19 protein-coding genes are annotated in these 24,980 nt (G+C 34.4%); 11 read left to right on the forward strand and 8 right to left on the reverse strand.

Annotated elements, in window-relative coordinates; all coding sequences use genetic code 11:
* Positions 1-323: 323 nt before the first annotated feature.
* From Q0838_RS12000 to Q0838_RS12015, 4 genes are all read right to left on the reverse strand, one after another.
* Positions 324-530 (reverse strand): GDCCVxC domain-containing (seleno)protein, encoded by a 207-nt coding sequence (locus tag Q0838_RS12000; RefSeq protein WP_085766308.1) that lies wholly within the window; start codon positions 528-530, stop codon positions 324-326.
* Positions 530-1,129, reverse strand: a complete 600-nt coding sequence (gene merTP, locus Q0838_RS12005; RefSeq protein ID WP_298955421.1) for a mercuric transport protein MerTP — start codon at positions 1,127-1,129, stop codon at positions 530-532. The genes Q0838_RS12000 and merTP overlap by 1 nt, the downstream gene beginning before the upstream one ends.
* Positions 1,126-1,500: a metalloregulator ArsR/SmtB family transcription factor gene (locus Q0838_RS12010; protein WP_298955424.1), complete on the reverse strand. Its 375-nt coding sequence runs from the start codon at positions 1,498-1,500 to the stop codon at positions 1,126-1,128. Before Q0838_RS12010 ends, merTP begins: the two co-directional genes overlap by 4 nt.
* A 478-nt stretch (positions 1,501-1,978) precedes the next feature.
* Positions 1,979-4,693 carry a putative LPS assembly protein LptD gene (locus Q0838_RS12015; RefSeq protein ID WP_298955427.1) on the reverse strand — a complete coding sequence of 905 codons (2,715 nt, stop codon included), beginning with the start codon at positions 4,691-4,693 and terminating at the stop codon, positions 1,979-1,981.
* A 143-nt stretch (positions 4,694-4,836) separates the two neighbouring features.
* Here Q0838_RS12015 and Q0838_RS12020 point away from each other — a divergent pair, with 143 nt between their 5' ends.
* The 11 genes from Q0838_RS12020 to Q0838_RS12070 all read left to right on the forward strand — a co-directional run bounded on the left by Q0838_RS12020 (position 4,837) and on the right by Q0838_RS12070 (position 16,182).
* Positions 4,837-5,916 (forward strand): N-acetylmuramoyl-L-alanine amidase, encoded by a 1,080-nt coding sequence (locus tag Q0838_RS12020; RefSeq protein ID WP_298955430.1) that lies wholly within the window; start codon positions 4,837-4,839, stop codon positions 5,914-5,916.
* 72 nt (positions 5,917-5,988) lie between these two features.
* The gene (locus Q0838_RS12025; protein WP_298955432.1) at positions 5,989-6,942 is read left to right on the forward strand and encodes an MlaD family protein; all 954 of its coding nucleotides are present in this window, start codon (positions 5,989-5,991) and stop codon (positions 6,940-6,942) included.
* Positions 6,943-6,948: 6 nt separating this feature from the next.
* Entirely contained in the window at positions 6,949-8,304 is a 1,356-nt protein-coding gene (locus Q0838_RS12030) for a (Fe-S)-binding protein (protein ID WP_298955434.1), read from the forward strand.
* Between the two features lie 3 nt (positions 8,305-8,307).
* Positions 8,308-8,739 (forward strand): phosphoheptose isomerase, encoded by a 432-nt coding sequence (locus tag Q0838_RS12035; RefSeq protein WP_298955436.1) that lies wholly within the window; start codon positions 8,308-8,310, stop codon positions 8,737-8,739.
* Between the two features lie 100 nt (positions 8,740-8,839).
* Entirely contained in the window at positions 8,840-9,631 is a 792-nt protein-coding gene (locus Q0838_RS12040; RefSeq protein WP_298955438.1) for a (Fe-S)-binding protein, read from the forward strand.
* Entirely contained in the window at positions 9,632-10,258 is a 627-nt protein-coding gene (locus Q0838_RS12045) for a hypothetical protein (protein ID WP_298955439.1), read from the forward strand.
* Position 10,259: 1 nt separating this feature from the next.
* Positions 10,260-10,454: a hypothetical protein gene (locus tag Q0838_RS12050; protein WP_298955441.1), complete on the forward strand. Its 195-nt coding sequence runs from the start codon at positions 10,260-10,262 to the stop codon at positions 10,452-10,454.
* A gap of 375 nt (positions 10,455-10,829) precedes the next feature.
* Entirely contained in the window at positions 10,830-11,312 is a 483-nt protein-coding gene (locus tag Q0838_RS12055; RefSeq protein WP_298955443.1) for an ABC transporter ATPase, read from the forward strand.
* 365 nt (positions 11,313-11,677) lie between these two features.
* Positions 11,678-14,611: a glycoside hydrolase family 3 N-terminal domain-containing protein gene (locus tag Q0838_RS12060; protein WP_298955446.1), complete on the forward strand. Its 2,934-nt coding sequence runs from the start codon at positions 11,678-11,680 to the stop codon at positions 14,609-14,611.
* Positions 14,612-14,621: 10 nt separating this feature from the next.
* Positions 14,622-15,758 (forward strand): N-acetyl-alpha-D-glucosaminyl L-malate synthase BshA, encoded by a 1,137-nt coding sequence (bshA, locus tag Q0838_RS12065; protein ID WP_298955449.1) that lies wholly within the window; start codon positions 14,622-14,624, stop codon positions 15,756-15,758.
* Positions 15,724-16,182 (forward strand): protease complex subunit PrcB family protein, encoded by a 459-nt coding sequence (locus Q0838_RS12070; protein ID WP_298955452.1) that lies wholly within the window; start codon positions 15,724-15,726, stop codon positions 16,180-16,182. The genes bshA and Q0838_RS12070 overlap by 35 nt, the downstream gene beginning before the upstream one ends.
* A 1,399-nt stretch (positions 16,183-17,581) precedes the next feature.
* Here Q0838_RS12070 and Q0838_RS12075 read toward each other — a convergent pair.
* The 4 genes from Q0838_RS12075 to clpB form a co-directional block, all read right to left on the reverse strand.
* A complete protein-coding gene (locus tag Q0838_RS12075) occupies positions 17,582-18,292 on the reverse strand; it encodes an SAM-dependent methyltransferase (protein WP_298955455.1) in 711 nt (236 codons plus the stop codon).
* 57 nt (positions 18,293-18,349) lie between these two features.
* A complete protein-coding gene (locus Q0838_RS12080; protein ID WP_298955457.1) occupies positions 18,350-19,693 on the reverse strand; it encodes an exonuclease domain-containing protein in 1,344 nt (447 codons plus the stop codon).
* A gap of 108 nt (positions 19,694-19,801) precedes the next feature.
* On the reverse strand, positions 19,802-21,580 hold the full coding sequence (locus Q0838_RS12085; RefSeq protein ID WP_298955460.1) for a long-chain fatty acid--CoA ligase: 1,779 nt from the start codon (positions 21,578-21,580) through the stop codon (positions 19,802-19,804).
* Between the two features lie 613 nt (positions 21,581-22,193).
* Positions 22,194-24,800, reverse strand: coding sequence for an ATP-dependent chaperone ClpB (gene clpB, locus Q0838_RS12090; protein WP_298955462.1), 2,607 nt, complete (start codon positions 24,798-24,800; stop codon positions 22,194-22,196).
* Between the last annotated feature and the right edge of the window lie 180 nt (positions 24,801-24,980).

A 24,980-nucleotide genomic window follows, 5' to 3' on the forward strand; every position in this document is an offset into this window, starting at 1 on the left:
ATAACACAACTATTATAATCCTAGATATAAATGAATCGGTGAATTTCAATGTTGCGAAATCTTTGATTTTTTGCAACGGTCTTGTATATGAAAAGTAGCGGATTTAAAAGCACTAACTTTTCGGAAAGTAAGATACTTAATTAAAAGCAAAAACGGTTCAGATTTGCACCTAAACCGCTATTTTTTATATACGTTGTTACCCACTGGCTTTATTGCGTTCAGCTTGGTTTTCAGCGTTGGTAAAGACATACTCTTTTGCAATTTTTGGCTTGCGTTTTGGCTGAAGCGAATTGCAAATGTGTATGGCTTTTAGCGTTGGCTTTTTAACAACAACTTTTATTTTCTTGAATTGGTGGACAAGCTACTGTTCCATAAGAACAATAAACACAACAATCTCCCTCTTTTGGCTTTAAAACCTTTTTACAATTTTCGCATTCGTAGAAAAATTGACAAGCGTTTGTTGGCATATCTTCCACTTTTTTATGTCCGCAGTTTGGACAAGTTATTTCAGATTTTAATATAGTTTCCATTAATTTTCTTTTTTGTCGGTTACTTTATAACCTGTTGAATTAATTGCTTTCTCAATTTCAGTTTCGTTGGTTTTGGTCTTGTCATATTCAATGATTGCGTTTCCATTGTCGTAAGACGCTTTTGAGTTAACAATTCCGTTGAGTTTGTTTACTTCGTGATTGACGTGTTCTTCGCAACTCGCACAAGTCATTCCGCTGATTTTAAATTCCGTTGTTTTAATGTCCGATTTGTCAACTACGATTATCTGCTTTTCTGTATTTGGGTAAAAAATCCCTGAATAGTATGGGAAAGCCAACATCACAATTGCAAATACAGTTACAATTCCTAAAAATTTCTTTGATTGAATAAATTTTGGTTTTTCGTCCGTCTCACAATCACAGTCTATTTCTTTTTGAGGTTTAAGTTTTTGATACCAAGCAAAGCCAAGTACTAAAATTGTCAGTCCGATTAAATAAGGTCTAAAAGGTTCAATCCAAGAAAATGTTGAAGCAATTCCGCTTGTTCCTGCGATAAGAGCCAAAACTGGTGTAATACAACATAATGAAGCTGTAATTGCGGTTAACAAACCTGCACCAATTAATTTGTTTTCACTTTTCATATCGTTTCCAAGATTTTGTTTTTATCGAGTATTTCAAAGAATGGATTTAACATTCTTTCATATTCAGCAGTTAGTGAGTAAAAAATTGTTTGAGCTTCTCTATCTGTTTTTAATAGATTTCGGTCTTTCATTTTTCTCAAATGTTGAGAAATAGCAGAAATGTTCATTCCGAGAATGTCGCTTAAATCACAAACACAAAGTCTTTTTTCCTCAAATAGTAGGTAAAGTATTTTCAGTCGAACGCTGTTTCCGACTAATGAAAGTCCGTTTGCCAAATAGTCGAAAGATTCGCTTAATTCCGAAACTGTTTCTTTGCAACGATTTATTTGTTCAATATCGGCTTGTTGTCTTATGCAAGAATTATTTTCCATAAAACAAAGATAATGTTATTTCTTATTTAAGCAAATACTTAAATACATAATTCTCAAGCGTTGGGAAATTTTAGCTCTTTTGGTTTTTTAAGCGTTGGAATTGTGTGTCGGAAAAAACCGAAAGTGCTAAAATATGCGGTTGGCTTTCAGCTTGTGGGTAACTGTTATATATAAGCAATATACATAAAAACCATTAACTAACTATACCATATGGGGTGTATATGAGAACTTTTTTGTCAAATTTTATGTATTGCGATTTTAGGTGTATATGAGAACTTTTTTTAATTAAACGTTTAATATCGGCTAGCGCTTTTATTATTTCTTGATGTAAAAAAGACCAACGCAACTGGTTGGTCTTATAGGTGTGTGTGATGGTGTAATGAGTTGGTTAGGTGTTCTGCTTTCGCGTAAGCGGTATTTTACTATTGCATTTACTATGTACTTAGTCTGTAGGGTAGGAGCTGCTGTTTAATAGATGTTAAAATGTTGGGTCTGGCTGTTTGCGCTGGTCCCATTTAATATCGCTCAATGCACTCGCTTTAATACCTATAAAGAAGAACCAGCTGTTTCTGGGGCCTATAGGTGTCCAGTTAAAACTCATGGTAAAACTTTCTAGATCTCGCTGAAAACGTAAGGTGGTGAAGGAGATGCCTTTATTTGCAAAATCATAACCGGTATTACCTCCTATGGACCATCGTGGGGATAGTTCTAGGTCACCGCTTACCATGAGGCTTTGCTGGTTGATCTCGTTTTGGCGTTGTGCGTTGTTATAGGTCATGGTGTAGGCAAAGTTAAGTGACCAGGGTAAGTCAAATTTATAACGGTCTTTATTTATGTCTACGTCTTGTTTTATGGGCTCTTGTTTTTGTTCACTGCTGTGGTCTATGGACTCGCCGAAGAGGTCGTCATCGCGACCACCATTTTTAAGGGTGCGCTGGTTAGATTTTTCTTTATTACTGTTTGTGTCACTTTTTTTAAAGTCTTCACTGCTTAGTTTAAAGCTAGTACGTATTCCTGCTCTTGTGATTCTAAATAAACTACCGCCGTTATCTATGTTAAAGGTGTCGATACGGTTGTTATTGTTATCTAAGGCATAGGGATCTAGGTTTGCATCAAAGTTAAGGTCTATGTTCTTAGTTATGGGTATGACACCACGCAGTGTAACCGGGCTCCAGTTAAGGGAATCTCCTGCGATGTTATAGGAGGTGTTAAGGGATAGTGATTTGAGTACTTGTACTTTGCGTAGATCTGTTTTTGTGGAATCTTGATCGCGTACTTTGGCCTCTATGTTATTTTGTATTCCTAGATTAACGCTACTAGAAAAATTACGTCCTGGTGCGCCGAATAAAGTCCCTTGAAAACGGCTGAAGAACTGCTCTTCTCTGGTAGGAGCGTCTAGACCTTGCTCTGTTAACACGCGGTCGTAGTATTGCTCAAAACTAGGATTTGCGCTGTAGCTTAAATTAGGGCGTATGATGTGTCGTACGGCCTGTATTTTTGATTCTGGATTTTTTGATTTCCAGTTACCATAAACGGTAGTACCTACACTTGCTCCATAACTGTAGGTGCGGTATGCGTCAAAACCGCTTATGGTGTCTGTCACGGTTTCAAAAACTCCGTTTTCATCTTCTACAAATTTCTGTCTGAAGGTTTCAAACACCCAGTTTTCTTGAAAATTTGCATTGGCACTGAAACTGAAGTATCCTGCTTTAAAGTTAGTCGCGACTGGTATGCTGTGTTGTAAACCAGATACTGCGTTGTTAAACATTTTTTCTGTGAGGAAGTCGTCTCCATTTGTAGTAATGCGATTTTCTCCTCTTAAATTATACTGTAAATTTATGTTTTGAATTATTCCTTTTTTTGCGCCTTCCTTAGGTGCAAAAGGATAGACTCTAGAGATGCTACCTTGTAGGGTAGGTAGTGTAAGGTTTACGATGTCTGTGTTAGTATTTTGATTTTGAGTTACACTAGCGCTCAGGTTTACTTGAGGTTCTCCACTAAATGATTTTGAGTAGGATATGGAGCTGCTCAGGTTATTTACTAGTGTAGCGCTTTGATTAGTCTGGTTAAAGGATTCTCTATAAAACTCACTACTACCTAGGTTTACACTGGCGCTAAATGTGGAGTTAGGACTGGACTTGCTGTCTTGTGAGTGCTGCCAGTTAATGTTATATCGAGAGGTTTGTGAAAAGTCAGAAAAACCACGCTCGCTTTGTAACTGGTTTTCATATAAAAATCGCAAGCTGCCGTTATATTTATACCTCACACGGTAATTGCTCTCTACTCGTGCACCGTAACTACCGTTTGTAAAATAGTCTCCTAATACGTTAAGATCCATGTAGTCGTTAACGGCAAAATAATAACCACCGTTTTGTAAAAAATATCCCTGTGTGTTATTGTTACCGAATGATGGGATAACGACACCGCTCTTGCGCTCTGTAGTCATAGGGAAATAAGCAAATGGTAAACCTAGTGGCGTGGGCACGTCGGCAATGTACATGTTTACCAGACCGGTAACGATCTTTTTACCTGGGACAAATTTTATTTTACGTGCTAGAAAATAATATTCTGGATTATCTGGATTCTTAGAAGTGGTAAAACGTGCGTTTTTCATATAGAAAACAGAATCGTTTACTTTTTTAGTCACGTCTGCTACTACATCAAATTCTCCTTGTGTAGTGCTGGAATTATAGGTGAGCGCTTTTTTAGTGTCTTTGTTAAATACTATGGAGTCTGGCTTTACTACATTAGGTCCTTGTGTAAAGACAGGTTTTTGTGTGTAACCTAGAGAATCCTGCACTATACCATAGGCTGTTACATTACCAGTATTATTATTTATAATTATAATACCAGCTTCTATGGTAATGTCACCGTACGTGATTTTTGCTTCATTGTATAAGGTGACGGTATTTGCTCTTCTATCGATGCGTTTATAGTCCTTTGCCGTAGATTCTATTATGTGTTCTATAAGGGCTTTGGGTTTTATTATAGTGTCGTTAACGATGCTGTCGTTTACTTTTTTAAGGTCGTTATTTTTAACTCCTGTCTTTGTCGGCTTTTTTTCTTCTATTTTTTGAGTAGGTGGTGGTACTGGTATAGGTGTCCCAGTTTCTGGTAACTCTTGGGCTATAGCAGTAGTAACTCCTATTAAAAAGAGCGTTAAAAAAAATATATGCTTTAAATGTAAATGCAATCTAGGTTGTACTATTTTCGTTGTTAGAAATGGTCTGGTTTTTGAAATGTCAAAATTACATATAAAATTTAAGCGTTTTATGATAATTACGCTTTCGCGAAAGCGAATTAATAAAAAACACATTCACCACTCATAAGTTTACTATGAAAACGAAGTTATATCTTATTATTGCCTTAATCATTATTCCAGTGTTATCGATTGCAAATATACCGATCGATTCTACAAAAACTAATCTTAAAAAGGTTTTTACAGTTGTGCTGGATGCTGGCCATGGTGGCAAGGACCCTGGTAAACATGTAGGCCACATAAAAGAGTCTGACATAGCGCTTAAAGTGGTGAAAATACTGGGTAAAAAACTCGAGTCACATCAAGATATTAAAGTGGTGTACACACGTAGAACTGATAAATTTCTAGAATTACATCAACGAGCCGACATAGCAAATAATGCAAAAGCAGACCTTTTTGTGTCGGTACACTGTAATGCGGCCGCCGCTACTCAGGCCAAAGGTAATGAAACATGGGTGCTGGGAATTCATAGAAATGCAGATAATCTAGAGGTGGTACAAAGAGAGAATTCTGTTATTTTACTAGAAGAAGATTATAAAGAAAAGTATGTAGGTTTTGATCTAAATGATGCTTCTAGCTTTGCTACTAATCTTATGACGCAAGAAGAATACCTAGATAATAGTATAGAAATGGGTGCAAATGTTCAAAAACGATTTACCGAGGATTTAAAGCGCAAGAACAGAGGTGTGAAGCAAGCAGGGTTTGCTGTGTTGAGACTTTCTTATATGCCTAGCGTCCTTATAGAGACTGGTTTTCTCACTAATAGAGAGGAGCGTAATTTTTTAAAAAGCAGCGCTGGACAGAAAAAAGTAGCATCATCTATTTATAATGCGGTCCTGGATTATCAAAAAACAAGAGATATTAATCTTTTTGAGGTAGGGCAGGTTAATACATCTGCGGTTATAGAGCCTGCCGCTAGTAATGTTATTTACAAAGTGCAAATAAGTGCGAGTAGTAAGAGACTGGATGCAAAGTCTTACAACTTTAATAAGCTGCCAGATATCTCTAGAGAAAAGGATGGTGGTATATATCGATACTTTACAGGAAATTTTTCTAGCCTAAAAAAGGTGTCAGTTTTACACAAAAAAGCCGTCGCAAAGGGTTATAAATCAGCATTTATCGTGTTTTATAAGAATGGAAAACGGTATAGGTTGTGATAATTCATAAAAAAATGTTAGTCTATTTAAAATAAGCTTGCCGTATCTTTACCTTCGTAGAAAAGTATATAAATGAAATTTTCAAAGGAAATTAAAGTTGGAATGCTTGCTGTGGGAGCCATAGGACTCTTTATTTTTGGTTATCAATATTTAAAAGGGCGCAATCTTTTGAGTGATGATCGTTCCTTTTATGCGGTATATGATAATGTAGAGGGTCTCACGTCGTCTGCACCTGTTACTATTAATGGTTTGCGTGTGGGTAATATCGATAATATTGATTTTTTAGACAGTTCTGGTAGGTTGCTGGTAAAGTTTCATGTAAATGAATCTTTTAAATTTTCTTCAGAAAGTATAGCCTCTGTTTATAGTACTAGTATTATCGGTGGTAAAGCGCTAGCCATCGTACCTAATTATGAAAGTAAAGCAAGAGCTGCCCAGCCTGGAGATACTCTTAAATCTAATACAGACGACGGTTTACAGGGTAAAGTAATGGAGGAGTTTTTACCATTAAAGGATAAGATAGAAAGCATGATTGTAAATGCAGACTCTGTACTTACTGCCGTAAATCAAACATTAAATCCAGAAACTAGACAGGCTATTACTAATAGTCTGGAAGAAGTGAATAAAACCCTTATAGAAATAAGAGGACTTTCTGCAAATGCAAGCTCTTTACTTGCAGATAATAAGGCAGAACTGAATAGTACGATTAAGAATCTAGATGTGACTACTAGAAATTTTGCAGCGATATCTGATACACTGGCACAAGTAGAAATAGCTGGTACGGTAAAAGAATTAGAAAATGCTATTTCTAAATTTAATGTAGTTCTGGATGATGTTGCATCAGGAAAAGGAAGTCTCGGTAAATTAATGACCGATGATAAACTTTATAATAATCTAGAGAGAACCACTAGACAGGCAGAAATGTTGATGCAGGATATTAAATTGAATCCTAAGCGTTATGTACACTTTTCTGTATTTGGAAAAAACCCTGGAGAATATGAAAAGCCAGAACAAAGAGAACAATAGTTAATCATGGAATATATACCTAATATTATTTTTACAGTACTCCTTATTGCTGGAGTAGGATTTTTTGCGAGTAACATTAAAAAAATGATTCGCAATATTAAACTAGGAAGAGAAGTAGATCGCTCTGACCGTAAAGGGGAACGATTTGCACAAATGGCACGTATCGCTTTAGGGCAATCTAAAATGGTGCGTCGACCAGTAGCCGGTTTCTTACATATAGTTGTTTATGTAGGATTTGTGATTATTAACATAGAAGTTCTAGAAATCATTATAGACGGTATTACAGGACAGCATAGAATATTTGCACCATTCCTAGGTGGTGTATATGACTTTTTAATAGCAACATTTGAGATCCTGGCATTTTTAGTTCTGGCGTCTGTAATTATATTCTGGATAAGAAGAAATGTAATGAATATTAAACGATTCATTATGGGAGAGCTTAAAGGCTGGCCTAAAAATGATGCTAATTATATTCTTTATTTTGAGGTAGTTTTAATGTCGTTGTTTTTAACCATGAACGCTGCAGACTTTACCATACAACAAGGTGTTCTAAGTGGACAGTTTACTAGCGAGGCAGCGTTACATTATATTAACGCAGGTAGTTTTCCTATCAGTGGTTTTATCGCGCCGTTATTTGATGGTTTAAGTTTTGAAACTTTACATATTATAGAAAGAGCGTGCTGGTGGTTGCACATCGTAGGTATTCTTATTTTCTTAAATTATTTATACTGGTCTAAGCATTTACATATTATGCTTGCGTTCCCTAATGTATATTTTGCAAAACTTACTCCTAAAGGACAGTTAACTAACATGGAGGCTGTTACTAAAGAAGTGAAAATGATGATGGATCCAGATGCAGATCCATTTGCTGCACCAGACGCAAGTGAGGCAGACGAAGTCCCTGCTGCACTAGGCGCAAATGATATTTTTGATCTCGATCAAGTACAATTACTTAACGCATATACGTGTACAGAATGTGGACGTTGTACCTCAGAATGTCCAGCAAATATTACTGGTAAAAAATTGAGCCCGCGTAAAATCATGATGGAAACTCGTGATAGGCTAGAAGATGTAGGAGCTGTAATTAATAAAGAAGGTGAGTGGAAAGATGATGGTAAGACTTTATTAAACGACTATATCACACCAGAGGAATTATGGGCTTGTACTACGTGTAACGCGTGTGTTGAGGCATGTCCTATAGGCATAGATCCATTGAGTATTATAATGGAGATGAGAAGATATTTAGTATTAGAAAACAGTGCGGCACCTGCAGAGCTTAATGGAACTATGGGTAACATAGAAAATAATGGTGCTCCATGGCCGTATAATCAAATGGACCGTTTAAACTGGTCAAAAGAGTAAATTATGAGTAAAGAACAGTTTAATGAAGCCCTTAATGAAGATGGAACACTAGCTAGTCCAGTACTTCCAGAAGGAGTAAAGAATTATCTTATCGATATAGATGGCACGATTACAGAAGATGTGCCTAATGAAGAACCAGAAAGAATGGCGACCTGTGCGCCATTTCCTGATGCTTTAAAAACACTTAATGAGTGGTATGACCAGGGTCACGTTATTTGTTTTTTTACTTCTAGAACAGAAGAGCACCGTGATGTAACTACAGACTGGTTAAATAAACATGGGTTTAAATTTCATAGTTTATTAATGGGTAAACCTAGAGGTGGTAATTATCACTGGATAGATAATCATATGGTTAGAGCGACTCGTTATACAGGTGAATTTACACACCTAGTAGAAAAAGAAGCTACCATAGAGGTTTTTAAAAACCATAAATAATTTTAAGGATTTTGTTTTTGCAAAAAAAAGTCCCTTTAATTAATAATAAAAAAAATACCTTTTCTGAATTCATACTTTATGGATTCATAATTTTCATAATATGAGTAATAATTTAGTAGTACCTACAGCAGCAGAATTTATAGCGCAAGGCAAACAACCAGAGGTTTTATTTTGGGTGGGATGCAGTGGTAGTTTTGATGATAGAGCAAAGAAAATAACAAAGGCTTTTGTAAAACTTTTAAATAAGGCAGGTGTAGAGTTTGCTGTTTTAGGAGCTGAAGAAAGTTGTTCTGGAGATCCTGCAAAACGTGCTGGAAATGAATTTCTATTCCAGATGCAAGCCATGATGAATATTGAGGTCTTAAACGGTTATGGAATTAAAAAAATAGTGACGGCATGTCCACACTGTTTTAATACGCTTAAAAATGAATATCCAGAATTAGGAGGTAACTATGAAGTAGTACATCATACTTCTTTTCTTAAGGATTTAATTGCAGACGGTAAGTTAACCATAGAAGGTGGTAAATTTAAAGGTAAAAAAATCACTTATCACGATCCATGTTACTTAGGTCGTGCAAATGATATTTATGAGGCGCCACGTGAGTTAATAGAAAAACTAGACGCTGCACTTATAGAAATGAAACGTAGCCGTCGCAATGGTTTATGTTGTGGTGCTGGTGGTGCCCAAATGTTTAAAGAGCCAGAAGAAGGAGATAAGGACATAAACGTAGAGCGCACAGAAGAAGCGGTAGACACAGGTGCAGATATTGTAGCTGCTGGATGCCCTTTTTGTAACACAATGATCACAGACGGTGTTAAAGCTGTAGAAAAAGAAGGTCAAGTAGAAGTTATGGATGTAGCAGAATTAATAGCAAGCGCAGCAGATTTATAGATGAGAAAACTAATACTACTTAGCATCGTATTTATGACAGCTGTTGTCACAAATGCGCAGGAATTAAATAAGGTAGCCATCAAAAAAATGAGTGATGGCGTTTGTGAATGTATAAGTAGTAAAGAAGGAGTGGATACTAAATCAAAAGCCGAATTAGAATTCGGTATGTGTTTAATGAAAGTCTATTCTGAAGATGAAGCATATTATAATGAAAATAATATGGATTTTACAGATCAAAAAGTCGTTTCTAATATAGGAGAGCAGGTAGGTATTCAACTAGCAGTATCGTGTCCGCCAGCGATGGAGATTTTTATGATGATTGCTGGAGCGCAAAATGATACGGAGGTAGAAGAGGATAATGAAGAACAAGAATATATTGAGTTTACTGGTAAGATAGTAAAAACAGACGGTAAGAAGTTTACTACATTTGAGATAAAAGATGAAGACGGCCGCAGGCATAATGTGGTATGGCTTACTTATGTGGATAATGATGAGTTACTAGAAGACGCTGTAAAAGGCAGAGATTCTTATATATTTACCTCTATCGAACTAGATATTTATGACCCACGTATAGGTGAATATCGCAATATGTTAGTTCTAGATAGAATTGATTTAATAGAAGATTAATTTGAAAGAAAAGCTAGATTATAAAAGTATAGTACTTTCAGGATCCTTTGGCGGTCTTGTTTATGCCATAATCATGTCCATCTTTTATCAAATTAGTGAAGACGCAGATTTTAGTATTCTTAAATTTGCTATTGATTTTATTATGTTCGGTTTATTAGTTACTGGTATTATATGGTGGTCTATGAAAAAGAAATAATAAAGATAATGGAGCTGTTTAATTTTCATCAATATTTCTTGAAGTGTTAAAATTATACTTGTGCTTTATTCTATCTTAAATACTATTTTTGATAGGAAACGTTATTATGTTTTTACTTTTTGTAGCCATGCTTATATTGGCTTTTGTTAGTGTTGTGGTTGTTCTTTTAAAACTAGTAATGTTTATAATGCGGCCATATATAACGTCTTTTAAAACGATGTCTATGTATACCATCTTTGTTATTTAATAATTATTTGTGGTACGTAATAGTTAGTATCAATAGCCTTTTTACCTCATGGCTTTTAACTGTTTTGTTTATTGTTAGAGGTTTTATGAATTATAATGAGTTGTTTTATTTTAAAATGAAAATAAATTATGCACGCAAATTTTAAAGATCTTCCAGACGATGCAAGAGTATGGATTTACCAAGCAAATAGACCTTTTACAACCGACGAGATCAATGAGTTGAAACCTCAAATGGATAATTTTTTACAGAAGTGGACTGCTCATGGTAAGGATCTTATAGCAGGTGTGGACTACCCTTATAACAGATTTATAGTTATAGGACTGGACCAGTCAGAGGCCGGTGCTACAGGTTGTTCTATAGATGCAAGTGTACGATTTATACAGTCTATAGAAAAAGCATATCGTGTGGATTTAATGGATAAGATGAATGTTACTTTTAAAAATGGGCAGTATGTCGCACATAAAGATCTAGCAGATTTCAAAAAAATGTGTAAAGCAAAATCAGTCTCTCCTAAAACTATAGTTTTTAACAATCTAGTAGAAACAGTAGGAGAATATAAAGAACACTGGGAAGTACCAGCTAGTGATAGCTGGCATTCTAGATTTTTCTAAAAATGATTTTCTATTAGGACCAGAGTTGTGGTCTATATCGATTACTTTAATAGAGATCCTAGCCACTCAATGATGAAGTACATGCATTATTTTGATTCTTAAGTTGTCTGTATGTTTAAAGTACTCACAAGACTCTAGGTTCCATTAATTTGAGTTGTTTATATGGGATAGCATTTTATCTTTATAACATTGATAATTTTAAGAACATCGTATAGTTGCTTATCCTTTTTAGATATTATTTTAGTTCATAAAACACTAGAAAATCAGATTACTTTTAATTTTTTTTATACAGTCCTTTTCTTTTCGGTATCTTTCGAGTAAGGAATGGTTGTTGATTTTCTTATTTAAAATTCTTGATCTATTATATGAAATTTAAAAATGTATCATTGCTTTTTGTAATGTTAGCTTTCGCGAAAGCGTACACATCACAAGCGCAATTAACGAATAATAAGCCTCTTATTGCCATCGATTCTGTGGCTCAAATGCACTGGGTGGATAGTGTTTATAATAGTCTAACCCAAAAGGAAAGGATAGGGCAGCTGTTTATGGTAGATATGTTCTCTAATAAAGGGAAATCCCATGAAGATTATGTGCGTGATCTAGTAGAAAAATATAAAATAGGTGGGATTATTTTTTCTAAAGGAGGTCCAGTAGAACAGGCTTATTTAACTAACGAGTTACAAGCAATATCTAAGACTAAAATGTTAATCGCTATGGATGCAGAATGGGGACTTTCCATGCGTCTAGAAGATACTTATGCTTTTCCATGGAACATGACGCTAGGCGCTACGCCTGGTAATACTTCTAGTTATGAAGTAGGACAGCGTATAGGTGAGCACTGTAAAAGGCTGGGCGTTCATATCAATTTTGCGCCTGATGTAGACATCAATACAAATCCTAAGAATCCTATTATAGGTAATAGAAGTTTTGGTGAAGATATGTACAATGTGACTGATAAGGCTGGTGCTTTTATGAAAGGTATGCAAAGTACTGGAATACTGGCTTGTGCAAAACATTTTCCTGGTCATGGAGATACAGATCAAGATAGCCATAAGACCTTGCCTACTGTAGATTTTACGGCCGAGCGTATAGATAGTGTAGAATTATATCCCTACAGAAAACTGATTGAGCAAGGTATGGCTAGTGTGATGATAGCTCATTTAAATATACCTAGTCTAGAGCCACGTGCCGGTTATCCTACAAGTATAAGTCATAAAGTGGTAACCGATATATTGAAAACTAAATTAGGTTTTAACGGTCTTATTTTTACCGATGCTCTTAATATGAAAGGTGCTAGTAACTTCAGTGCACCGGGAGAGATTGATCTTGCTGGTTTTAAAGCTGGTAATGATGTATTACTTATTTCTGAAAACATACCTAAGTCTATAACAAAAATTACTGAGGCTATCGCCAGTGGTGAAGTTACTGAAGAAAGACTAGCTTATTCTGTAAAGAAAATTTTAATGTCTAAGTATGTGGTAGGTCTCCATAATTACCAACCTATTGTTATTTCTAACCTTGTAAAAGATCTCAATACAGAACAAGATGATGTAGTTTATGAAAAGGCTATATCTGAGGCGATTACCGTATTAAAAAATAAGGATAACATTTTACCTCTTCAAAACCTAGAAACGAAGAAAATCGCTTATATAGAATTAGGAGATGATAGTGGAGATGTTTTTTTTAAAGAATTGAACAGGTATACAAATGTCGATAAGGTTGTAGCAGATAAGTTAGATGTATTACTTACTATGTTAGAAAAATACAATACGGTTATAATAGGACTGCATAGAAGTAATGAAAATCCATGGAAACCATACCAATTACAACATCAAGAGCTCACGTGGTTGTATGAAATAGCAAGGAAACATGATGTTATTTTTGACGGTTTTGTAAGACCGTATATGCTAGATCAGATTAAAACTGCCCAAAACTTTGAAAGTATAGTCATGTCTTACCAAAATAGTAAAATGAGTCAAGAGGTGAGTGCTCAAATTATATTTGGCGCAAGAGATGCAGTAGGTACGTTACCAGTAAGCTCTGGATTATTTCATGTAAATGAAGGTGTTAAAGTAAACCATGTTAAGAGACTTTCTTATGGACATAATCTATCTAGTGTAGGGTTAGATCCTAACATGGTGGTAAAAATAGATAGTATTGCTAATTATACTATGGATGAAAAAGGAGCACCAGGTATGCAAATTCTTGTGGCACGACGTGGTAAGGTTATTCTTAATAAAACATATGGTTACCACACCTATGATAAAAAAAATAAAGTAAGTGAAAGTGATGTTTATGACATTGCTTCAGTAACAAAAATTCTAGGTACTTTACCACTGGTTATGGAACTAGAAGAGGCTCATGTGTTGTCTCTAGAAGACTCTATTGCTGCGCTTGATATAGGTCTTACCAGTTCTAATAAAGAGCAAATTACCGTAAAAAAAATGTTATCCCATTATGGCCGTTTTAAACCATGGATACCATTTTACATTCACACATTAGATTCAGTAACTAGATTACCGTTATCGCAATATTATAGTAATGAACGACAACAAGGTTATGATATACAGGTAGCAAAAGGGATGTACACAAATAAGCAGGCACAGGACACTATTTTTAATCTTATTAAAAATAGTGATCTAAGGAATAAGCTAGAATACAAATATAGCGACCTACCTTATTATTTGATGAAAAAATACATCGAGAAGTTTTATAATAAAAATCTTGACGAGCTTACTCAGAATCATTTTTATGCATCTCTAGGTATGAATCGTACTGGTTATTTACCACGTAAGAAATTTACTTTGAATCAAATAATTCCTACAGAAAGTGACACCCTTTTTAGAAGACAACTTTTACATGGTTATGTACATGATCAAGGTGCTGCCATGCAAGGCGGTATAGGTGGTCATGCAGGATTATTCTCTACAGCAAATGATGTAGCAAAAATGATGCAAATGTATGTACAAGGTGGTACTTATGGCGGTAGACAGTATTTTAGACCAGAAACCATAGATAAATTTAACACCTGTTACTACTGTGAAAACGATGTGAGACGTGGTGTGGGGTTTGATAAACCACAATTAAAAGTATCAGGACCCACTTGTGGTTGCGTAGGTAAAAGTAGTTTTGGTCATAGTGGATTTACAGGCGCATACACCTGGGCAGATCCAGAAGAAGAAATAGTTTATGTATTTTTATCTAACCGCGTGCATCCAGATGCTGGAAACAGGTTTATCATTAAAGAAAACATAAGAACTAAAATACAGCAAATAATCTATGACTCGATCATAGACTAAAAAATTATTAATGAAACTAGCTATAGTTTGTTACCCTACCTTTGGTGGTAGTGGAGTAGTCGCAACCATGTTAGGCACGGCGCTCGCTCAACGTGGACATGAAGTACATTTTGTTACTTATAAACAACCAGTAAGGCTAGAGTTGTTATCTAGAAATATATTTTTTCATGAAGTAAATGTAGAAGAATATCCTTTATTCCATTACCAGCCTTATGATCTTGCTTTATCTAGTAAACTGGTTAATGTAGTACAAGAATATGACATAGAATTGCTTCATGTACATTATGCTATACCACATGCTTATGCCGGTTACATGGCGCAACAAATGTTAAGAGAACAAGGTATTATAATACCCATGGTAACCACTTTGCACGGTACAGATATAACACTAGTAGGTAATCATCCAGTTTATAAACCATCGGTAAATTTTAGTATAAACAATAGTGACGTCGTTACATCAGTATCAGCTAGTTTAAAAAGAGATACATTAGAACTTTTTGATATAAAGAAAGAGATAGATGTAGTTCCTAATTTTATAGATATGTCCTTGTATAAGACAGAGTTTAAAGACTGTGATAGGTCTGTAATGGCTTTTCCAGAAGAGCGCATTATTACTCATGTCTCTAACATGCGACCTGTTAAAAGGGTGATGGATATTATCAAAATATTTGAAAAAGTACAGAAAGAAATTCCTTCTATACTCATCATGGTAGGTGATGGCCCAGAACGATTTGCCGCAGAAGAATATGCAAATGAAGCTGGTTTAAAAATGAAAATTAAGTGGGTGGGAAATAGTACTGAAATAGATCGCATCCTTTGCTTTTCAGATCTATTTTTATTGCCTTCTAAAAAAGAAAGTTTTGGACTGGCAGCACTAGAAGCCATGGCAAATCGTACACCTGTAATTTCTTCTAACACAGGTGGTCTTCCAGAGGTTAATGAAAACGGAGTTTCTGGTTTTACTAGTAACGTCGGTGATATAGACGAGATGGCAGCAAATGCTATTGAAATCTTAAAAGATGATAAGGTTTTAAGTGATTTTAAGAATGCCGCTTTTGCAAAAGCGCAACAATATGATATATTAAACATAATACCACAATATGAAAAATTATATGAAAACGTGCTTACTGGCACTAAGTCTAATTAGTCTAAGCTCTTGCTGTAGTAAAAAAGGAATAGTTAACCAGACCCTTAAATCTAGCGGAGATGACTTTATTACGATCCTAAAAGAAAGTAATACTAATATGATAGAAGAAGGTGCTTATGTTATCGATAACAATAAAGACCTGAAATCTCTCTATGAACAGATCAACGCAACGAGATCACCTAATTTTGAACTACCTGTTGTAGATTTTAAAAATCAGTCTGTAATAGTGGCCTCCATGGGACAAAAAACTACTGGCGGTTTTTCTTTTACTAAAGTAAAGGTCAATAAAGGTGAGAGGACTGAATATATTATATATTCTCAATCTCCTGGACCACAAGATAGAGTAACAACGGCTATGACCACACCAGGTATAGTTTTACTAGCTAACCAGCCTGCACACTCTATACAAGTAATTATTAAATAAGGTGAGTGAACTTAGTAATTTGACTAAAAAAAAACGGTAACCACTTAATTTTAAATAATATTAAGAATATACTTAAAATGGCGATCATTTCTGATGGCCATTTTTAGGCACATTAAGAAAATAGTCTTCATGTGTACGTCCTCGTTATTAACTATCTATCTATTGTTTTGACTTTGATGTGATTTCTGATTAATTGTGTAGTTTTTTGTAGTTTAATTTGAAATTTATGCTCGTATTCCTTAAGATTTTCCAGATTAATTTGCGATAATTGTACTGCTTATTGCGTTAGTATATGCGTAGATCTGTCTACCTCCAGAGTGTTTCATGTATGGATACCTAAGAAAATCAAAAGCATTTCGTTCTTTTATCTTTTTTTGATTTGATAACTTTACTTTTTATTTCCTGAATTATCTCCTGGTCAGGTGTCACGTTCTTAGGTAATAGCAGCTTCTAGCTTTTTTCTTTAGTATAAAATTTGTTGAGTTTCTCCTTGCGATTATAATCAGTTTTAACAACTAGACAGTTCACAAAGTTTATGTTCTTGCATGTCGCATGTATAGCATCATAACTAGGTACTTGAGTGTTTCTTTTTGTTAAACTTTATGCTTTTTAAACAGCAGCCTCAAAGCTTGTTCTGTTATTGAAGTGTGAGTGTTCTATAAAATTAATACTATTGATCTAGAGCTTGTTACATTTACTTCTAGCTCTAGTTTGATAGACTCATCTACCTATATCTATTACAATACTACTTCTGTACACTAGAATGATGCAATGCACTTTTATAATAGTTAATCTCTACTGTGACTTGCTGAGGACTATCGATCAAATTACCTCATTTTACCATACAAATTTTTTCTATCGCATCTACAGCTTAGGATTAAGTAAACTCACAACCTATCTGGCTGTTGATTTTAAAGTTAGTCAACATTTCAAACCTAAAGATGTATCATAGAAGAACTTATAATAAAGATTGCTGTTGCGTTGTTCTGCTAGTTTTCTATGAGAGCAGCAACTGTGATGTTTAAAGCACCAGTAGTTACTGTCTCTTGAGATTAAAGTTTGATACAAGTTCTTTTAGATCGCTTTGTAGAATACGATAATAAAATAAATCATCTTCTACACTTTGGGAATAAAGAAAAGGACGTTTTATTAAGAGTTTAATGTCTGTATTTCTTAGTAATTTATTTAAAATTAAACCCTAATTTCAGTTAGAAAAGTCCGATTTTTAGATCATCTTCTTTAAAAAAAAACACTGTAAAACAACGGTTTATAAAAGAATGATATCTTATATGGTGACGCCCTTATAAAATAGCAATAAAAGAGGTAATTATATATATGTATTTATGAGTTGCTCTCCACCTTAATTTATCATTATATCTCTCAGTAAAATTAAAACTACTTATCCATGAATTATAAAAATGGCTGGTCTTTTATGTAAATCTGGAATTTGTTTTTTCCATAAGTCTACCGTAAGAGTTTTTATAAACTCTGTAGGTAAACTAATATCACATGCTATACATACTTTAGTATTACCATTTAAAGAGACTAGAATCTCTTCGATCATTTTATTATTGCGGTAAGGAGTCTCAATAAAAGACTGGGATTGATTATATTTTATAGAAAAACTTTCTAGCTCTTTTATTTTTTTGCGTCTTTCTTGTTTTCCAATAGGTAAATAGCCATTAAAAGCAAAATTTTGTCCATTCAGGCCACTAGACATCATAGCCATAAGTATAGAACTAGGTCCTACCAAGGGTTGAACTCTTATTCCTTTTTCATGAGCTATGGCAATTACATCTGCGCCAGGGTCTGCGATTCCAGGTACACCAGCCTCGCTCATCAATCCCATATCTTTGCCCTCTAGGCACGGTTGTAAGAATGCTGGTAACTCGCTAGACTCAGTAAATTTGTTAATAGTAGAAAAACTTAAAATAGGCTGTGCTTTTGCTGGGTGTATACTTTTTATAAATCTTCGCGCTGTTTTCTCATTTTCTACTATATAATGGTCTACCATTTCAACTACTTTTTTTATGGATAATGGTAGTACCTCTAGAGGGCTTATATCGCCTAATGTTACTGGGATAAGAAATAATCTTCCTTTTGCTTGCATGGCTTTAAATTGTATTAAGTTAATGTTTTGGTTCTCGCTTTCGCGAAAGCGTAACTATTATAAATCTATAATTTGATATATCTTTTTATGGCGCATGTAAGTAGCTACTAGATGCAATACCTGACCATGATCTTCTACAGGTGTTAATAGGCTTTTTAACATTTTAATATCTGTCATTTGTATTCTTAAATTTACAAATGCATAACCTGTAACCCTGCCATTTTCTATCAAAATGACACTGCGTTCACTAGTTTCTCTACCTCTATCAACTAATATCTTACTGGTACCTTTAAGACTATAGGTAGTAATAATATCGCTTACTGTCTTATTGAGTACCTCTAATGATTCTGTAACAGAGGTGTTTTGATCGATATTTTTTCTAGAGTCATCTGGTATTAATTTCCTTACCTTAATTGATCTACCATATTTATTTTCTAATTTTTCTAAAAAACTATTACCAGATCTAGAAGAAGAAAAAGTGATGATATGATTAACATCTTTAACTACAGATTTTATATAAAAATGTGGTACTTGATCTGTATCATAATATATGTATAGACCGTGAGAAAAGTTATTTCTTTTAATTTTACCATTGTAAACTGGTCTGTGTTTTCTTACCTCAATGTGTTCTTTTAATATGGAGATTATCTCGCTCCCTGTTTTTTCAAAAGTAATTTCGGCTACTTTTTTTTGAATCTCTTTTGATTTTCTATTAGAACCAGTAAACAGTTGGGTGACGCGTTTTTTTATGTTCTTACTTTTGCCTATGAAAATAATATTACGGGAGGCATCGTATACATAAAAAACGCCTATTACTGCTGGTAGACTGTCGACTATAACTTTAAGATTGGGTTCTATTTTTATAGGCTTAAAATGTTTTAGGCTTTTTGAAATAATATCTTTATTGATATCTTTTTGTAATAACAATTTGAACAGTTGTACTGTTGCTAGTGCATCACCTGTAGCACGGTGTCTATCGGTAAGTGGTATACCTAGTGATCTAGTTAATTTACCTAAATTATAACTGTCCTGGTCTGGTAGTAAGTTTTGTGCTAGTTCTACTGTGCATAGTGTAGGACGTTCAAATTTGTAACCTAATCTATCAAATTCTAACCGAAGCATGCGATGATCAAAGCCTGCATTATGTGCAACTAGGGTTGAGCCCTCTGTAATATTTATGATTCTTTTTGCGATTTCATAAAATTTAGGCGCGCGTTTTAACATGGCATTATTGATACCTGTTAATTTAACTACAAAGGGTTGTATCTCTTTTTCTGGATTAACTAGACTAGCAAATTGATCAATAATTTCATGACCATCAAATTTATAGATGGCTACTTCTGTAATGCCTTCTTCATTATATTTTCCTCCAGTGGTTTCTACATCTACTATTGTGTACAAATATTTTGTTTTAAAAGATGGATTTATCTAGTTATTTTAGGGTGTAATCTAATAAAAAAAGCCATGTCATGAACATGGCTTTTACTTTTTTTTATGTAATAAGACGTATTAAATCTTAGATCCATAAATTTTTACGTACAGATCTTGATATCGTTCTTTAATATTTCTACGTTTCAATTTTAAAGTAGGTGTAAGGTGCTCTGCCTCAATGGTCCATTCTTCTGGAGTTAATTCAAAGGTCTTAACACGTTCCCATTTTCCAAATTGTTCATTATGCTGTTCTATCTCTCTTTTATATCTAGCAATTACTAGTTCATTTTTACAAAGTTCTACTATGTTATTGTATGAAATGTTCTTGCGCTTTGCCCAGTCCTTAAGAAAATCAAAATTAGGCTGTATAAAGGCTGCAGGCATTTTTTCTCCTTCACCTATTACCATAATTTGTTCAATAAAACGACTTTGCTTCATGGTATTTTCTATAACTTGTGGAGCTACGTATTTACCACCAGATGTTTTAAACATCTCTTTTTTGCGGTCTGTAATTTTGATAAACCCTTGGTCATCTATTTCTCCTATGTCACCGGTGTGAAAATATCCCTGAGCATCGATAGCCTCATTGGTCTTTTCTTCGTCCTTATAGTAGCCTATCATACGTTGTGGTCCATTGATAATGATCTCACCGTCTTCGGCAATCTTAACATCGGTATTAGGTAGCATTTTACCTACGGTACCTATTTTAAAACCTCCGTCACGTAAATCGTTCACAGATATTACAGGACTGGTTTCTGTTAATCCATAACCTTCCATCACAGGTACTCCTGCCGCATTAAAAACTCTTGCTAGTCTAGGTTGTAGAGCAGCACTACCACTTGCTATAGCGAGTAGGTTACCACCTAGTGCTTCCTGCCATTTTGAGAAGATTAATTTTTTTGCGAGACCTAGTTTACGCTCGTACCACCATCCATTTGCTCCATAAGGTTCCCATTCTAATCCTAATTCTACAGCCCAAAAGAACAATTTCTTTTTGATACCTGTTAAATCGGTACCCTTTGCTATAATTTTATCATATACCTTTTCTAATAATCTAGGTACTGCACTCATTACTTCTGGCTGTACTTCTTTGAGGTTATCAGAAATCTTCTCAATAGATTCTGCAAAATAGATTCCTGTACCAGTGTATAAATACATGTATTGTAACATACGTTCATATATATGACAAACTGGTAAGAAGCTCAAAGATTTTGAAACCCCTAGTTCTAAAGGTAATCGACTAGAACTGTGCATTGCATTACTAGCAATGTTTTTATGAGATAACATAACACCTTTAGGGCGTCCAGTCGTACCAGATGTGTATATTAAGGTAGCAAGATCATCTATCTTAATAGTCGCCATTATTTCTTCCAGCTCTTTTTGATTGCTATCATCTTTACCTAATTCTTTTATTTCTTCCCAACTTTTACAACCAGGTATGTTGTCAAAGGAATATACTTCTATTAAAGAAGGAACTTGACTTTTAATATTCATGACCTTATCATAAACGTCTTTATCAGAAACAAATACGTATTTTGATTCACTATGATTTAAAACATAAGCATAATCTGTTTCAGAAATAGTAGGGTATACTGGTACATCTTGTGCACCTGTCTGCATAATACCTATATCCATTATGTTCCACTCGGTTCTATTTGTAGTAGAAATAAGTGCTACCTTATCATTCTTTTTTATGCCTAATTTTAATAAACCTCTTGAAACTGAGTTAGCCTGTTCCACAAAGGATGCCGTGGAAGTTTTAACCCACACACCATTAACTTTTGAAACTAGAGAGTCTTCACGTGGATATAATTCTAGTTGATAATGGGGGAAATCGAAAAGTCTTTTGTACTGCATGTTATCCATTTATATTTTAATACGGCTTAAATATAAGAAATAGACTGCTTATTAAATTGATTAAAAAACAATTAAATTTTAACGATTAATATAATTATGTACTTCTAGGCCTAGTTTTTTTAGTCATTTTGTACATCGATTAGATGCTGTTTAACTCATGTTTTAATAAGATCTAGATGTATCTATTATTTAAGCTAATTAATTATCGACTTATATAAGAATACGATTCTATAATAATTTAAATATTTTTATTTAATCTATTGATTATTAATATATAATATGGTGTATGGTATAGTGTTTTTTATTATTTTAATAGATGATAAAAATTAATTAAAAAGCCGTTTTAAGTAGGGATATAAGCGAGCACTTTAGTAACATCTATTTAAGAAAATAACGATACATAGATAGATTTAAATACTGAATTATGTTAATATTTAAGATTTAAAGAATTCACCATGTTATGTGGCGCATTCTGGATCAAAGATGGTAAATGAATGATATGAAGCATAGTTTTTTAAGTTTTAAAACAGTTTTTTACTTTTTCTATTCAAAAAAAGCCACCTAAATCTCAATTTAAGAATAGGTGGCTATTAGGAGGGACTACTATCAGTTTTTAGACATCTACAGTTTCCGTCTGATTCCTAAAAACTAATTCGTTTTGAAAAGCATCTACTAAAACGATACTATCAGACGCAATTTTTCCAGATAAAATCTCTTTAGAGAGTTCATTAAGGACTTCTTTTTGAATAACACGCTTCACTGGTCTTGCACCATATTGTGGATCATAACCTTTTTTTGCTAACAAATCAATAGCTTGATCTGTGGCATCTATTATAATACCTTGTTGTGCGAGAAGTCTAGTAACTCCTTTAAACTGTAAACGTACTATTTCTTTTATTTCTATTTGATTCAAAGGTGTAAACATCACTATATCATCAATACGGTTAATAAATTCTGGGCGCACACGCTGTTTAAGAACAGCAATTACCTCATTTTTTGTGGAGTCGATTAAGGTCTCTATTTCTCCATTAAAATTTTCAAATTTTTGTTGGATAATATCAGATCCCATGTTAGAGGTCATGATTATGATTGTGTTTTTAAAATCAGCAACACGTCCTTTATTATCTGTTAATCTACCTTCGTCCAGAACTTGTAATAGAATATTAAAGGTATCTGGATGTGCTTTTTCTATTTCATCTAGTAATACCACACTATAAGGTTTTCTTCTTACCGCTTCAGTAAGTTGTCCACCTTCATCATAACCTACATATCCTGGTGGTGCACCTACTAGACGGCTCACACTATGTCTTTCTTGATATTCACTCATATCGATGCGAGTCATAGAATTCTCATCGTTAAATAAATACTGGGCTAGTGTTTTAGCTAGTTCTGTTTTTCCTACTCCTGTAGTACCTAAAAAGAGAAATGACCCTACTGGTTTTTTCTGATCTTGTAGACCAGCGCGACTTCTTCTTACAGCATCACTTACCGCCTGTATGGCCTCACTTTGTCCTACAACACGTTCATGAAGTTCTTCTTCTAATTTGAGAAGTTTTTCTCTATCACTTTGTAACATTTTAGTCACAGGTATACCAGTCCACTTTGCTATTACTTCAGCAATATCTTCATAAGTAACCTCTTCTTGTATGAGGTTATTAGAATTATCATTTGCCTCCATTGCAGCTTGTAATCCATTTAATTCTTCTTGAGCTTGTTTGATTTTACCATATCGCAACTCTGCCACTTTACCATAGTCTCCATCACGCTCTGCACGATCTGCTTCTAGTTTAAAGTTCTCTATGTTAGTTTTTGCATTCTGAATGTTATCAACTACACTTTTTTCATTTTCCCATTGAGCATTAAGTTCATTACGAGATTCTTTTAAGTTTGCCACCTCAGAGCGTAAGTTCTTTAATTTTACCTCGTCATTTTCTCTTTTAATAGCCTCTATTTCTATTTCTAGCTGCATTATTTTACGATCGAGTACATCCAGTTCTTCTGGTTTAGAATTAATTTCCATACGTAGTTTTGCCGCAGCCTCATCCATTAAATCAATGGCTTTATCTGGTAAGAACCTGTTTGTTATATAACGCTGCGATAATTCTACAGCACCTATAATCGCCTCGTCCTTAATCTGTACTTTGTGGTGTGTTTCATACTTATCTTTTATACCACGTAGTATAGAAATAGCACTTTCTGTGTCAGGCTCATCCACCACTACTTTTTGAAAGCGTCTTTCTAGAGCTTTATCCTTTTCAAAATATTTTTGATATTCGTCTAGAGTAGTAGCACCTATCGCGCGCAGTTCACCACGTGCTAGGGCAGGTTTTAAAATATTTGCAGCATCCATGGCACCTTCACCGCCACCAGCACCTACTAGTGTGTGAATTTCGTCTATAAATAGCACTACATTTCCAGCACTACTGGTTACTTCTTTAATTACCGCTTTTAATCGTTCTTCAAATTCTCCTTTATATTTAGCACCTGCGATAAGCGCTCCCATATCAAGAGAGAATATTTGTTTATCCTTAAGATTATCTGGGACGTCACCAGCTACTATACGATGTGCGAGTCCTTCGGCTATTGCAGTTTTACCTACACCAGGTTCTCCCACTAGCATAGGGTTGTTTTTTGTACGTCTAGAAAGTATTTGAAGAATGCGACGTATTTCTTCATCGCGACCTATAACCGGATCTAGTTTACCTTGATCTGCTAGTTTATTTAAGTTTTTTGCGTATTTATTAAGGCTATTATACGTTTCTTCGGCATTTTGTGAATCTACCTTATTGCCATTTCTTAATTCTTCAATCGCCATTTCTAGATTCTTTTTAGAAACCCCTTGATCTTTTAGAATTTGTGCAGTTTTTGATTTACCATCAAACATCGATATCAATAAGTGTTCTATACTTACATAATCGTCGCCCATTTTTGTGGCCAGCGTCATAGATGCGTTTAAAACTCGATTAGTCTCTCTAGATAGTTCTAGATCTCCACCTTCTACCTTAGCTAACGATTTGATTTGACTTTTAAGTAGTTGTATAATTAAGTCTAAATTTACATTCAGTTTTTTGAATAAAAAGGGCAGTACATTCTCGTCTACCATAGTTATCGCAAGTAATAAATGTGCGTTCTGGATTTGTTGTTGTCCGTACTCTTGTACAAGTTGCTGTGCTTGCTGCAAAGCCTCTTGGGATTTTATAGTTAATTTATTTGGGTTCATATATATTATTTTAGTTGTACTCTGTTACGTGGGGTAGTAGTCAATTCTTATACCTTTTTTAAAAATTGACATTTAGACAGATTTATACAGCGTTTTAACAGACATTATGACCTGTTTATAAAAGCATTGTGAGATTTTATGATGCTATAGCCTATCTTTGTAACTTAGATTTTAACTAGC

This window comes from uncultured Nonlabens sp. (assembly GCF_947495285.1).
In the GTDB taxonomy this organism is placed as follows: Bacteria; Bacteroidota; Bacteroidia; order Flavobacteriales; family Flavobacteriaceae; genus Nonlabens.

Coding starts and splice junctions, on each gene's coding strand:
- Q0838_RS12000 (WP_085766308.1), bottom strand. CDS start 530: ATGGAAACTATATTAAAATCTGAAATAACTTGTCCAAACTGCGGACAT.
- merTP (WP_298955421.1), bottom strand. CDS start 1,129: ATGAAAAGTGAAAACAAATTAATTGGTGCAGGTTTGTTAACCGCAATT.
- Q0838_RS12010 (WP_298955424.1), bottom strand. CDS start 1,500: ATGGAAAATAATTCTTGCATAAGACAACAAGCCGATATTGAACAAATA.
- Q0838_RS12020 (WP_298955430.1), top strand. CDS start 4,837: ATGAAAACGAAGTTATATCTTATTATTGCCTTAATCATTATTCCAGTG.
- Q0838_RS12025 (WP_298955432.1), top strand. CDS start 5,989: ATGAAATTTTCAAAGGAAATTAAAGTTGGAATGCTTGCTGTGGGAGCC.
- Q0838_RS12030 (WP_298955434.1), top strand. CDS start 6,949: ATGGAATATATACCTAATATTATTTTTACAGTACTCCTTATTGCTGGA.
- Q0838_RS12035 (WP_298955436.1), top strand. CDS start 8,308: ATGAGTAAAGAACAGTTTAATGAAGCCCTTAATGAAGATGGAACACTA.
- Q0838_RS12040 (WP_298955438.1), top strand. CDS start 8,840: ATGAGTAATAATTTAGTAGTACCTACAGCAGCAGAATTTATAGCGCAA.
- Q0838_RS12045 (WP_298955439.1), top strand. CDS start 9,632: ATGAGAAAACTAATACTACTTAGCATCGTATTTATGACAGCTGTTGTC.
- Q0838_RS12055 (WP_298955443.1), top strand. CDS start 10,830: ATGCACGCAAATTTTAAAGATCTTCCAGACGATGCAAGAGTATGGATT.
- Q0838_RS12060 (WP_298955446.1), top strand. CDS start 11,678: ATGAAATTTAAAAATGTATCATTGCTTTTTGTAATGTTAGCTTTCGCG.
- bshA (WP_298955449.1), top strand. CDS start 14,622: ATGAAACTAGCTATAGTTTGTTACCCTACCTTTGGTGGTAGTGGAGTA.
- Q0838_RS12070 (WP_298955452.1), top strand. CDS start 15,724: ATGAAAACGTGCTTACTGGCACTAAGTCTAATTAGTCTAAGCTCTTGC.
- Q0838_RS12075 (WP_298955455.1), bottom strand. CDS start 18,292: ATGCAAGCAAAAGGAAGATTATTTCTTATCCCAGTAACATTAGGCGAT.
- Q0838_RS12085 (WP_298955460.1), bottom strand. CDS start 21,580: ATGCAGTACAAAAGACTTTTCGATTTCCCCCATTATCAACTAGAATTA.
- clpB (WP_298955462.1), bottom strand. CDS start 24,800: ATGAACCCAAATAAATTAACTATAAAATCCCAAGAGGCTTTGCAGCAA.